The sequence below is a fragment of the Chitinophaga agri genome, from assembly GCF_010093065.1.
GTDB classification, from domain to species: domain Bacteria; phylum Bacteroidota; class Bacteroidia; order Chitinophagales; family Chitinophagaceae; genus Chitinophaga; species Chitinophaga agri.
In genome coordinates this window covers 4,990,515-5,003,232 of the sequence record NZ_CP048113.1, presented here as the reverse complement: position 1 = coordinate 5,003,232, position 12,718 = coordinate 4,990,515, and the positions used below count along the sequence as shown (strand labels likewise).

At 45.9% G+C, this 12,718-nt stretch carries 11 protein-coding genes; 8 read left to right on the top strand and 3 right to left on the bottom strand.

Translation table 11 applies throughout. The features are described 5' to 3' along the window. Positions 1–33: 33 nt before the first annotated feature. The 8 genes from rlmD (at position 34) to GWR21_RS19860 (ending at position 8,747) form a co-directional block, all read left to right on the top strand. Complete coding sequence (gene rlmD / locus GWR21_RS19895) at positions 34–1,452, top strand: 23S rRNA (uracil(1939)-C(5))-methyltransferase RlmD (RefSeq protein WP_162333441.1); 1,419 nt, start codon at positions 34–36, stop codon at positions 1,450–1,452. Positions 1,453–1,465: 13 nt separating this feature from the next. Continuing rightward, the gene (locus tag GWR21_RS19890) at positions 1,466–2,299 is read left to right on the top strand and encodes a rhomboid family intramembrane serine protease (RefSeq protein WP_162333440.1); all 834 of its coding nucleotides are present in this window, start codon (positions 1,466–1,468) and stop codon (positions 2,297–2,299) included. 19 nt (positions 2,300–2,318) lie between these two features. After that, on the top strand, positions 2,319–3,071 hold the full coding sequence (locus GWR21_RS19885) for a rhomboid family intramembrane serine protease (RefSeq protein ID WP_162333439.1): 753 nt from the start codon (positions 2,319–2,321) through the stop codon (positions 3,069–3,071). Between the two features lie 104 nt (positions 3,072–3,175). Further along, a complete protein-coding gene (locus GWR21_RS19880) occupies positions 3,176–4,279 on the top strand; it encodes an endonuclease/exonuclease/phosphatase family protein (protein ID WP_162333438.1) in 1,104 nt (367 codons plus the stop codon). Positions 4,280–4,330: 51 nt separating this feature from the next. Continuing rightward, entirely contained in the window at positions 4,331–5,446 is a 1,116-nt protein-coding gene (locus GWR21_RS19875) for an endonuclease/exonuclease/phosphatase family protein (RefSeq protein WP_162333437.1), read from the top strand. Positions 5,447–5,524: 78 nt separating this feature from the next. After that, positions 5,525–7,024 (top strand): cysteine--tRNA ligase, encoded by a 1,500-nt coding sequence (gene cysS / locus GWR21_RS19870; RefSeq protein ID WP_162333436.1) that lies wholly within the window; start codon positions 5,525–5,527, stop codon positions 7,022–7,024. A 31-nt stretch (positions 7,025–7,055) separates the two neighbouring features. Next, a complete protein-coding gene (locus tag GWR21_RS19865; RefSeq protein WP_162333435.1) occupies positions 7,056–8,042 on the top strand; it encodes a M28 family peptidase in 987 nt (328 codons plus the stop codon). A 93-nt stretch (positions 8,043–8,135) separates the two neighbouring features. Then, positions 8,136–8,747 (top strand): DNA-3-methyladenine glycosylase family protein, encoded by a 612-nt coding sequence (locus GWR21_RS19860; RefSeq protein WP_162333434.1) that lies wholly within the window; start codon positions 8,136–8,138, stop codon positions 8,745–8,747. A 410-nt stretch (positions 8,748–9,157) separates the two neighbouring features. On the opposite strand, the gene recA is transcribed toward GWR21_RS19860, so the two are convergent. From recA to rpoN, 3 genes are all read right to left on the bottom strand, one after another. Next, complete coding sequence (recA, locus tag GWR21_RS19855) at positions 9,158–10,171, bottom strand: recombinase RecA (protein ID WP_162333433.1); 1,014 nt, start codon at positions 10,169–10,171, stop codon at positions 9,158–9,160. A gap of 273 nt (positions 10,172–10,444) precedes the next feature. Beyond that, the gene (locus GWR21_RS19850) at positions 10,445–11,137 is read right to left on the bottom strand and encodes a hypothetical protein (protein WP_162333432.1); all 693 of its coding nucleotides are present in this window, start codon (positions 11,135–11,137) and stop codon (positions 10,445–10,447) included. Positions 11,138–11,182: 45 nt separating this feature from the next. Next, positions 11,183–12,676 carry an RNA polymerase factor sigma-54 gene (gene rpoN / locus GWR21_RS19845; RefSeq protein WP_162333431.1) on the bottom strand — a complete coding sequence of 498 codons (1,494 nt, stop codon included), beginning with the start codon at positions 12,674–12,676 and terminating at the stop codon, positions 11,183–11,185. Between the last annotated feature and the right edge of the window lie 42 nt (positions 12,677–12,718).

The following is a 12,718-nucleotide window of genomic DNA, read 5'->3' as shown; positions in this document are numbered from 1 at the left end:
TCAGTGATCAGCTAAAATCCTACCTTTGCACCCGTGAGGAAAAAAAATGTTATTCTAGAAAAAGTCCCTGTAAGCGCTTATGCAGCAGAGGGCAAGGCACTGGCCAGAATAGATGGCAAAGTGATATTTATTGAAGGGGGCGTTGTACCCGGAGATGTGGTAGATGTACGCCTCGGCAAAAACAAAAAAGACTGGGCGGAGGGCAAAGCCGTGCACTTCCATACCTATTCGCCTAACCGCGTAACACCCTTCTGTGAACATTTTGGGAACTGTGGAGGCTGTAAATGGCAGATGCTGCCATATGATCAGCAGCTGGAATACAAACAACAGCAGGTGGCTGACAACCTGCAGCGTATCGGTAAGCTGGAATTACCGCCCATGCAGCCTATTCTTGGCTCCAGGCACATCACCCACTACCGCAACAAACTGGAATTTACCTTCAGTAATAAGGCTTATCTCCCGGAAGAGGAGATGGAAAGGGATGAGGAGGGTAACATTCTCCGGAAGAACGCTCTTGGCTTCCATGTACCGAAACTATTCGACAAAGTACTCGATATCAATACCTGTTACCTGGAGGCTGAGCCGGTAAATGCGATCCGCAATACCATCCGTGCCTATGCCCTGGATAACAACCTCTCCTTTTATGACATCCGTGCCAAAGAAGGATGGCTGCGGAACCTGGTCATCAGGATCTGTACCACTGGTGAAGTAATGATCAACCTCGTTATCCACCACGAAAACAAAAAAGACAGGGAAGCCCTGCTGGACCACCTGCTGGCGACTGTACCGGGTATTACCTCCATCGTTTATACCATCAATCCAAAACTAAACGATACCATCTTCGACCTGGAACCGAAAACCTATTTTGGTAAAGGTTATATAGAAGAGAAACTGGAAGATTTCACCTTCAAGATTGGTCCGAAGTCATTTTTCCAGACCAATACCTACCAGGGCGAAGCTTTATACCAGGTAACAAGGGAATTTGCCGGATTAACTGGAACGGAAACTGTATATGACTTATATTGTGGTACTGGTAGTATTGGTATTTTTGTTTCCCGGCAGGCAGGCAAGGTAATCGGTATTGAGCTGATCAAGGAAGCCATTGACGATGCTGTTGAAAACGCTGCCCGCAATAATGTGAACAATGCGCAATTCTACGCCGGAGATGTAGTGGATATCTGCGATGATGCTTTCTTTGCCCAGCATGGGCAACCGGATGTAGTGATCACTGACCCACCAAGGGCCGGTATGCATGAAAAACTGGTGAACAAGCTGCTGGAAATTGCTGCTCCCCGTATAGTATATGTAAGCTGTAACCCGGCTACGCAGGCACGCGACCTTGCGCTGCTGGACGTTATGTACAGTGTGAAAAGGATACAACCAGTGGATATGTTCCCCCACACACATCATATTGAGAACGTTGTGTTACTGGAGAAAAGAATTAATCAATAAAGAATAGGTAGATATGAGTGAATTCAGGCCTGGCAGATTTGAAATACTTCCTACGGTGATCAAAAACCTACTGATCATCAATGCGCTTGTATTCCTGGCACAGAGCACCATCGGCAAGGGTACAGGCGAAGAAAACGTGATTGACAATATATTTGCCCTGCACTACTGGGGATCTGATCTTTTCAGACCACATCAGCTGGTGACGCACCTCTTTATGCATGGCTCTTTCGGACACCTCTTTTCGAACATGTTCTCCCTCTGGATGTTTGGCTCTATCCTGGAGAATATCTGGGGGCCAAAACGCTTCCTGATCTTTTATATGGTCTGTGGCTTGGGTGCTGCGCTATGCCATATGGGCGTACTCACATGGGAGAATGTCCGTTTGGCGCATGATGCCAAGGAATTCCTCAGCCATCCGACAGTTGAAAACTTCAGACTGCTTGATGGCCGTTATGATCTGGATTCAGGTTCATTCCGTGTAGAAGGACTGAGATATCAGCTCTACAGTACACCCAATGATCCGAATGTTATTTATGATGCTAAAGTATTCATCTCCCAGTTTGTCCAGGCTTATCGTAACACCGTTACGGTAGGTGCTTCCGGCGCTGTATTCGGACTACTGTTTGCATTCGGGTATCTGTTTCCAAACAGTCTTCTTTACCTTTATTTCTTCTTTCCGATCAAAGCAAAATACTTTGTCGGCGCGTATATAATATTTGAACTGTTTGCTGGTATACAGAATTCAGCTGGCGATAACGTAGCTCACTTTGCCCACCTTGGGGGAGTGCTCTTCAGTTACATTCTGCTGAAGGTCTGGAGTAAAAACAATCGCCGTCATTTTTATTAACATAAAAAGATTTTGTGACATGATGCATATTGAGGAAAAAAAAGGAACGCCTTTATCCCTTGGAGAAGGAAATAATATGATGACCAAGATCCTGCTGGTTAACATTACCGTATTCATCCTGCTGTTTTTCACAGAAATTATCTACGGCATTGAGGGCAATAAGCCGGAACGCTTCATCAATGACGTGCTGTCCCAGGTATTGCTGCCATCGACCATACACGGATTATTACAGCATCCATGGACGATCGTAACCTCCATGTTCACACACAACAGTTTCTGGATGATCACCAGTAATATGATCTGGCTCGCCTGTTTCGGTACCATGCTGCAGCAACATGCAGGGCCACAGCGTGTCTTACCGCTCTACCTACTGAGTGGCCTGGTGGGCGCTATTTGTTACATTCTGGGTATGCAACTGATCCCGTCCTTCCGTGAACTGCAACCTGCTGCAACTATGACTGGCGCCTCCGCATCCATCATGGCCCTGGCTATCGGTGCTACCGTAGTAGCTCCTGGTTACCGCTTACTGCCTAACCTGCCCATTCCATTCTGGATCATCACCCTGATATTCCTGGTGGTGAACGTTGTTACGCATGTCATCACCAGTCATGATCTGACAATTGTGCCGGCCCTGATCGGCGGCGGTCTGACCGGCTTCTTTTATATGTCTCAATGGAAGAAAGGACATGATCTGGGCGCCGGATTTAACAAGATCACCTACAAGATCACTCATATGTTCCATCCTAAGTCCAATCTGCACGTAGTAAAATAGGATATAACGCACTCACAGATATGAAAGCCCTCCGGTACAGTTGTAACACCAGAGGGCTTTTTGTTTCCCCTTTTTATGACTACTTTTAACAAAACCCCTATGTCGTGCTGTTTGTATCCAAACTCTTACCCCGATTCCTATTACTATGTAATCTGCTGATCACGATCAGCCTGGTACTGTCAGCCTGGTTGCCTTATCTCAATCCGCAACAATACTGGCTCAGCGGCTTTGCCGGACTGGCATTCCTCATCTGCTGGGGGTTTAATTTCCTGTTCATCATACCCTGGCTGATCCTGCGGAAACGTTACTACTGGATATCCCTGGCCGGCATTGTATTATCTATGAATGCCCTGCGTACAAGTGTTGCGGTGAATTTACCGGACACTTACAATACGAGCATGCGACCGGACGGACATTTCACCCTCATGACGTTCAATACCAGTAATATGGGACTCGACGAGTACCGGGAAGACCGCCTGCTCCAAAGCTCCATCTACGATATGTTACGGGAGGCATCTCCCGACATACTATGCATGCAGGAATTTTACACCAACCTCCAGCCCGGGTTCACCAATCACATAGATTCCATCTCCCGCACCCTGCGTTATCCTTATCACTATTTTACCAACGACATGAGCCACTGGGACTATTGGCACTATGGCATCGTGCTGTTTTCCCGTTTCCCCATTGTGAGAGCCAGCACTATCCCGTGTGGATATAGCACCGCTGGCAGTGGTAGCAGTTTTCTCCAGGCAGATCTGCTAATAAAGAATGACACCGTACGCGTCCTGACCGTACAACTGCAATCCTACATGTTCAGGGGAAAAGACTACGAACTGCTGGAAGGCAGGAAGGGCTCTTTCAGTACCATTCGCAACCTGGCTTCCAGGATGAAACATACCATCCACAAAAGAGCCGCCCAGTCAAGGAAAATGGCATCACTGATTGCGGCAAGCCCGTACAGGATGATTGCGTGCGGCGATTTTAATGACACACCTGTTTCCTATACATACAATACAGTCAGCGCTAACATGCAGGACGCATTTCTACACAGGGGGTTCGGCATCGGACGGACTTTATCGTTCCTTGCGCCTACGCTGCGCATAGATTATCTACTGGTGCAGCCGTCCATAAGGATCGATCGTTACAGTACATTCCACAGAAAGGGTTTTCAACATTTTCCGATCATGGCTAGCTTAGCATTATAATCATGCATCAATTCATCATTTCTCCTATCTTTAACCTAAAAGCGATCGGCGTTGAGATTTCTGAGGTTATTCACAAAAGGTTTCTTTTTAACGGTGAACACTATTGTGGTGCTGCTGTTCCTGGTGGCTTGCCTGGCTCCCTACGTTTCACCGGAGCAATGGTGGCCTATTAGTTTTATCACATTGCTGTTCCCATTACTGCTGCTGGCATTAGTGCTATTCTTCATTTGCTGGCTGCTGTTTGATTATAAGTACTGCCTGCTGCCTATGATGCCTATCGTCATTGGCTGGAAATCTATTTCTGCTTTCATTGCCTTCAACTACCCTACTTCAGTAAAACAGTTTGCTAATCCGAAAGGCAGTCTGACCATCATGAGCTACAACGTCGCTCAGTTCGGCCTATACCGCGAAAAAGACAGCAAATACAACAGGGAAGCCATGTTTGCCCTGATCAAAAAACAGGAGCTGGATATTCTGTGCCTGCAGGACTTTTATACCTCGGAAAAGAAAAACGACTTCAATAACCGGGAAGATATTTCCCGGGAAATGAAACTACCATACCGCTTCTTCTCCAGTGATTTTAACCGTGACGGTATGCAGCACTGGGGTTCTATTATCTATTCCCGCTATCCGATCATTAAGTCCGACAAGCTGAAAATGTCTTACGGCCCCCGCAGTGAGAGCCTGATCTATGCTGATATTGTGAAGAATAAGGATACTTTCCGGATCATCAATATGCACCTGGCATCTTACCGGTTCAATGAAAGGGACTATCGTTCTATCGAGAAGATCAAAAAACAGGAAGATACGGGGCTGGTGGCTACACGCAATATTGTGCAGAAAATGCGCGACGCCTATGTGGACCGCAGTAAACAGGCTGATATTGTGGCGGCATTTATCAGGACATGTCCTTACCCGGTGATCGTATGTGGCGACTTTAACGACACACCGGCCTCCTATACCTACTTCACCATCCGGGGCCCGCTTCAGGATGCTTTTCTCAGGAAAGGCAGCGGTATCGGAAGGACCTTTGCCGGACTGGCGCCGACCTTACGGATAGACTACATTTTCCCTGATAAGACGTTCAAAGTCAATTCATTCCGCAAGATCAACTCTGGCCTGTCCGACCACTACCCTGTAATAGCTAATCTAAGTGCTGTGCGGTAAGGCCACTCACGAAACAATAACTATCTTTGCAATCCTAACAAAACTAAGTGTAGCTTACACACGCTGAAATTATCTGATATGTCTGAGCTTAAAATATACAATTCGCTACATCGGCAAAAGGAAGTATTCACATCTCTCTATCCCGGACATGTTGGTATGTATGTATGCGGCCCTACCGTTTCAGGGGAGTCGCACCTGGGCCACGCCCGCCCTTATATCACGTTTGACGTTGTATACAGGTACTTTCAGTATCTGGGGTACAAGGTCCGCTATGTAAGGAACATCACAGACGCAGGTCACTTCGAAGAAGAAGGCCGTGAAGCTGAAGATAAAATTGCCAAACGCGCCCAGCTGGAAAAGCTGGAGCCAATGGAACTGGTACAGAAATATACAAACCTCTTTCACTGGGCTTTCAAACTGTTCAACTGTCTGGAGCCAAGTATTGAGCCTACTGCTACTGGTCATATCATTGAGCAGATCGAAATGATCAAAACGATCATGGAAAAAGGATATGCCTATGAAAAGAACGGTTCTGTATACTTCGATGTAAAGAAATATGCAGAATCGCATGAATACGGCATTCTGAGCGGCCGCGTGCTGGAAGATATGCTCGAAACCTCCAACCGTGAACTGGAAGGACAGGATGAGAAGATCAACAATGTGGATTTTGCCCTCTGGAAAAACGCACCTCCTGAGCATATCATGCGCTGGCCGAGTCCATGGGGAGAAGGTTTCCCTGGATGGCACATCGAGTGTTCAGCTATGAGCAGCAAATACCTGGGTAAACAATTCGATATCCATGGTGGTGGTATGGACCTTCAGTTCCCGCATCACGAATGTGAGATCGCTCAAAGTGAGATCGCACATGGTGAAATGATGGCGCGCTACTGGATGCACAATAACATGATCACCATCAATGGCCGGAAAATGGGTAAGGCCTATAACAATACCATCAAACTGACAGAACTTTTCAGCGGCAATCATCACCTGCTGGAAAGAGGCTACAGCCCGATGACTATCCGTTTCTTCGTCTTACAAACACATTACCGCAGTACACTTGACTTCTCCAATGAGGCTTTACAGGCGGCTGAAAAAGGCTTACACCGTTTATGGGGAGCTTTTGAAGTATTGCAGAAGCTGGCCTATGCCACCAAGGGTGAAGCTATCAACGAAGAACTGGACAAACAGGTACGTCAATGGTGCCAGGAATGTCATGAGTTCATTGGTGATGATTTCAATACTGCAAAAGTACTGGCGAACCTGTTCGAACTGGCACCTATCATTAATTCTATTAAAGGTGGACAGATAAAGATACATGAGCTCAGCGAGGATACCTTTGCACTGCTGCAAAAAACCTGGCAGATCTTCCTGATCGACATTCTCGGTCTGCAGCCAGAAACATTGAATACTGACAACAGTAAACTGGATGGCGTTATTCAGCTGCTGATGGAAATGCGCAAGGAAGCCAAGGCCCGTAAAGACTATGCTGCTTCTGACAAGATCCGCCAGCAACTGTTAGCGGTAGGTATTCAGTTGAAAGATGAGAAAGATGGTAGTATGACCTACTCTATACAGTAAAGCCATAATGATCAAACAGCCATTTGTGAATATGTACAAAGTATTAAGTTTTGCTACAGGCGTCGCATTATGTATGAGCGCGTGTCAGCAACCTACAAAAACCAACCAGCCAGAGGAGAGTAATACGCCACAGGTAACATTACAGCAGGTGAATGTACCTGTGTTCCAAACAGATAGCGCGTATGACTATACGGCGAAACAAGTAAGCTTCGGTCCCCGTATCCCAAAGACGCCGGCACAGGAAAAATGTGCCACCTGGCTGATCTCCAAGTTAAAGCCACTTGCTGACACGTTATACGTACAACGTACCACCGTAACGGCTCCTAAAAATGCGCAGCTGCCTTGTATCAATATCATCGCCAGCTTTAATCCACAGGCCACCCAGCGTATATTGCTGCTGGCTCACTGGGATACCCGTCCGCATGCCGATCAGGATGCATTTGACAGGACTAAACAGCTGGATGGTGCAGATGACGGCGCCAGCGGCGTAGCTGTATTGCTTGAAGTAGCACGCCAGCTGCATGCACAGAAACCTACTGCCGGTATTGACATTCTGCTGACTGACGTAGAAGATTCCGGCGTTAGCGAAGATGAGAACAGCTATGCACTCGGTACACAGTATTGGGCGAGAAACCCACACGTAAGTGGCTATAAAGCTAACTATGGCATTCTGCTGGACATGGTAGGTGGACGTGCTTCACAGTTCTTTATGGAGGGTGGTTCACAACAATATGCTTACGGACCGATGAAAATGTTCTGGGATGTAGCCAATCGTCTCGGTTATTCTGATTACTTCCGTTATGAGAATATCGGTGCTGCCATCACTGATGATCACGTATATGTGAATACAATCGCCAAGATCCCTACATTTGATCTCATCGCACTGCAACAGAACGGTAACTTTGTTCCTCACTGGCATACATCCAATGATAACATGGCCGTAATAGACAAACGCACATTACAGGTAGTTGGTCAAACACTCCTGGAAGTTATATACAGACAACCTTTCGAGTACTAATATTCCCGAAAGAACTGAAAGGAGAATGCTCCTGATGAAGCAAAATTTGATACATTGCTTTATCAGGAGCATTTTCCTTTTAATCCTTTTTTTATGAGACAGTCACCCGAAGCTCACTTAGTACATCTCAACAAGGATAAAAAGCTGGCGGGCATTATTACTGAGCCACTACCAGCGCTGACCATCAGGAAAAATATTGCCTTACGGCTGATCGGCTCTATTATGAGTCAGCAGTTAAGCGTAAAAGTTGCCACGGTCATCTATACACGTTTCCTTGCTTTATATGATGGTAAAGAGCCTACTGCGCAACAGATCCTCGACACGCCGGCAGCGACATTACGTGGTATCGGATTATCAAATGCGAAAGTGGGTTATGTACACAATGTGGCGCGGTTTACTGTGGAAGAAAAACTCACAGATCAGCGGCTTAAAAAAATGGAAGATGAGGAGGTCATCACTTACCTGACCCAGATCAAGGGAGTAGGCCGCTGGACAGTAGAAATGTTGTTGATGTTTTATTTATGCCGGGAGGATGTATTCGCAGTAGATGATCTGGGGTTACAGCAGGCGATGATCAAATTATACAAGCTGGACCCTACCGACAAGAAAGCACTTAAAGAAAAACTACTGAAGATATCACATAAATGGGCACCGTACAGGACCTATGCGAGCAGATATCTGTGGGCCTGGAAAGACAGGAAATAAAAAGACCATAAAAAAATAATCCCCGCCTGGAAAAGGCAGGGATGTACGTTAATACTAACTAACCCAATGCTTATATCTAAAACTAAAACAACTTAAGATGAAGGCGGCGGCTATCTATACCTCTATATTCACACATTCAATTCGTGCGGTGAATACCTGCCATATCTCCCTCCTCACATTTGCATAGACATTTTACTCCAGCTGCCTGCTGATCGTTGCTTGTTTGACTTTATCTATCTCTTCATTACCGGCAACGCATTGTCAAACGGTCACCATCAGACTTTATAGATACTGGCTGTGTAGAAAGCAGCGGCTTAAACAAGCACCAGCATTAAACCTATTATACAGACTTATAAAGGCACTATACATTGGTGCTACAAAAGTCGCTGCTACTACTCAGCTAATTTTTATTATTGTGCTGCAGCTTGCTGCTCAGCTAATTTTGCTTTGATCTTACCTTCGATCTCAATAGCTACTTCCGGATTATCCAGCAGTAATTGTTTCACGGCATCACGGCCCTGGCCCAGCTTGTTAGATTCATAACTGAACCAGCTGCCGCTTTTTTGAACTATGCCGTATTCAACACCCATATCGATAATCTCTCCGACTTTGGAAATACCTTGTCCGAAGATGATATCAAATTCAGCCTGGCGGAAGGGAGGTGCAACTTTGTTCTTTACTACTTTTACTTTAACGCGGTTACCAACGGCTTCATCACCATCTTTCAACTGTGTCATACGACGAATATCCAAACGCACGGAAGCGTAGAATTTGAGCGCGTTACCACCGGTTGTAGTCTCCGGATTACCAAACATCACTCCTATTTTTTCACGCAGCTGGTTAATGAATATGCAGCAGCAGTTTGTTTTTGAAATAGTGGCGGTCAGTTTACGCAGCGCCTGTGACATCAGACGTGCCTGTAAACCCATTTTGCTCTCACCCATTTCACCTTCCAGTTCACCTTTTGGTACCAGGGCCGCAACGGAGTCAATTACAACCACATCTACCGCACCGGAAAGGATCAGACGATCGGCAATTTCCAGTGCCTGCTCACCATGATCTGGCTGAGAGATCAGCAGCGAATCTACATCTACACCCAGTCTCTGAGCATAGCTGCTGTCGAATGCGTGTTCCGCATCTATAATTGCGCAGATACCACCCTTTTTCTGGGCCTCTGCAATTGTATGAATAGCTACCGTTGTCTTACCAGAAGACTCCGGACCATATATTTCTATAATTCTTCCTTTAGGGAAACCACCGATACCTAGTGCTATATCCAGACCCAGGGAACCAGTTGATATAACTTCCATTGGTTCTGTGCCTTTCTCGCCCATCATCATCACAGATCCCTTTCCGAAATCTTTCTCGATCTTGTCCATCGTAAGGCGAAGCGCCTTGAGTTTGTCAGTATTGGCTGTAGACATATTAGTTAGTGTTTTTTACAAATTTAACGGTGTGTGCTAAGTTATGACCTAATTTTCTATTATCCTAAATTTTTTAGCATTTTGGCCTTTAATGCTAAAGATCATAGTAAACAGATCAGCTTCTCACATTTATTTATTGTGCTTATTAAATACAAGTTTAAGGGCTAACGCACAACAGACGCTATATCAATGTCAATGTTCAAATAACACTACAAAGATGATACGTCTTTACGCACTGAATGTGCGTAGCGAAAAACTTTTAGAAAGAAATTATTATCCTGCTATTGCGTAGCCTATCAGCTGGGCCAGCAGCCCCATGCCCAGACCGGTATAGATCTCTGCAGGCGTATGCGCGCCCAGTACCAGGCGGGCGGTAGCCACGATACCCGTCAGCAGGAATGTGACCATCAGTACCAGACTGATATTCATGTTCATTCCGATCATCAGCATCAGCAGCAAACCAAGCACACCACCCCAGCCTATCATATGCATACTGATCTTGGCATAGGTATTTGCCACCATACCCATCACAATAGCAATAAAAACACCCAGGAAGAATGCATTGAAGAAAGGAGGTGCATGGCCCTCACGCTTAAAGGCGAAATAAGCCCAGAAATAAAAAATAGTGCAGGCTATATAAGGAATGATACGGTCCTTTTGTGACCGCAATTGAAAAGACGTTACAAAACCCAGTGCTTTACATAACATGACCACAAAGATGGGCAGGAAAAGCGTGGTAAAGCCCACTCTGAAATACAGCTTGTCAAACGCAAACCGGATACTATCCTCTTTAAAATATACAAAGTACTCCGGTATCGCATTCACAATGAACATCGTTACCAGGGTAGGCAGAAACAGCGGATGCGATATATACGATACGACCTCCGCAGCTGTGCGCAATGCAGGTGAAAACTCCGGCTTATCCTGCCGGGAATGATCAGTTGTGGGTATAATTACTTGTTCCATTCACAGATTTCCGTCTGGTTTAAGGCGGCACGGACGCCCTATTCATTAAAGCTCCTTTCTCAACCTCGCTACCGGAATATTTAACTGCTCACGGTACTTGGCAACAGTTCTGCGGGCGATATTATACCCTTTGTCCTGCAGCATTTTGGTAAGATTTTCGTCGCTCAGTGGTTTACGCTTGTTTTCGCCTTCTATCAGGTCGGAAAGAATCTTCTTCACCTCACGGGTGGATACTTCCTCACCGCTGTCAGTTGACAATGATTCGCTGAAAAAGAATTTCAGCTTGAAGGTACCGAACTCCGTCTGCACATATTTACTGTTCGCCACACGGCTTACCGTTGAAATATCCAGCTGGGTAATGTCGGCTATATCTTTCAGGATCATCGGACGCATCGTGGTTTCATCTCCTGTCAGGAAGAACTCACGCTGGTAGCCCATGATAGATTCCATAGTAGACAAAAGGGTATGTTGCCTTTGCTTGATGGCATCAATGAACCATTTAGCAGCATCGATCTTTTGTTTGATGAACAACACAGCCTCTTTCTGGCGTTTATCTTTCTTGTCGCCACGGTCATACTCTTTCAGCATGTCCCTGTACCCTTCAGAAATACGCAGGTCAGGTGCGTTCTTTGAGTTCAGCGTCAGCTCCAGTTTGCCGTTATTGTTCAGAATAAAGAAGTCAGGTACGACATAACTTTCCGCCTTATTCAGCGTCGCATAGTTACCTCCCGGTTTCGGCGTCAGTCTGATGATCTGGCTGATAGCTTCCTTCAGCGTTTCATCGTTCATATTCAGCCCTTTCTGGATCTTCTCGTAGTGCTTCTTGGTAAACTCATCGAAGTAATTCTCCAGGATCTGATATGCGCCTATTACCCCCTCATCGTCCTGTGGCTTACGTTTCAGCTGCAGCAACAGGCACTCCTTCAGATCAGTTGCACAGATGCCTGGCGGATCGAAATCCTGGATCTTACGGATCAGGTCTTTAATTTCTTCTTCATCTGTCGATACATTCTGGGAAAAGGACAGGTCATCAACGATCGCACTTACTTCACGACGCAGATAACCATCATCATCAATGCTGCCAATGATCTGCTCGGCAATAGCGTTCTGCCGTTCATCCAGTTCCAGCATGCCCAGTTGTTCCAACAGGTGCTCGTGAAAAGAGGTCTCCACCCTGACCGGTATCGTTTTATTCTCATCCTGGTCCGGATAGTTGTCATCCCTGAGTTTATAATCAGCGATGTCATCATCTCCTTCACTTACATATTCGGAAATGTCAATATTATCGTATTCATTTTCACTCCCGTCAGGCTCAAACTCATCACTCTCCCCATCTTCACTACTGCTATATTCGTCCTGCGGGTCTTTAAATTCGTCCTCATGCGCGTCTTCCCCATATTCCAGGGCAGGGTTTTCCTCCAGCTCTTCCTTGATTCTCTCTTCAAGAACAGCTGTAGGCACCTGAAGCAGTTTCATTAGCTGAATCTGCTGCGGCGACAATTTTTGTAAAAGTTTCTGCTGTTGTGTCTGCTTTAACATAGTCTGATCCTATCCAAGGGCAAAATTAATAAACAATAGTTT

Excerpts from the sequence above, each read along its gene's own strand:
- GWR21_RS19885 (WP_162333439.1), top strand. The coding sequence starts at position 2,319 with ATGATGCATATTGAGGAAAAAAAAGGAACGCCTTTATCCCTTGGAGAA.
- GWR21_RS19850 (WP_162333432.1), bottom strand. The coding sequence starts at position 11,137 with ATGGAACAAGTAATTATACCCACAACTGATCATTCCCGGCAGGATAAG.
- GWR21_RS19860 (WP_162333434.1), top strand. The coding sequence starts at position 8,136 with ATGAGACAGTCACCCGAAGCTCACTTAGTACATCTCAACAAGGATAAA.
- recA (WP_162333433.1), bottom strand. The coding sequence starts at position 10,171 with ATGTCTACAGCCAATACTGACAAACTCAAGGCGCTTCGCCTTACGATG.
- GWR21_RS19890 (WP_162333440.1), top strand. The coding sequence starts at position 1,466 with ATGAGTGAATTCAGGCCTGGCAGATTTGAAATACTTCCTACGGTGATC.
- rpoN (WP_162333431.1), bottom strand. The coding sequence starts at position 12,676 with ATGTTAAAGCAGACACAACAGCAGAAACTTTTACAAAAATTGTCGCCG.
- cysS (WP_162333436.1), top strand. The coding sequence starts at position 5,525 with ATGTCTGAGCTTAAAATATACAATTCGCTACATCGGCAAAAGGAAGTA.
- GWR21_RS19865 (WP_162333435.1), top strand. The coding sequence starts at position 7,056 with ATGTACAAAGTATTAAGTTTTGCTACAGGCGTCGCATTATGTATGAGC.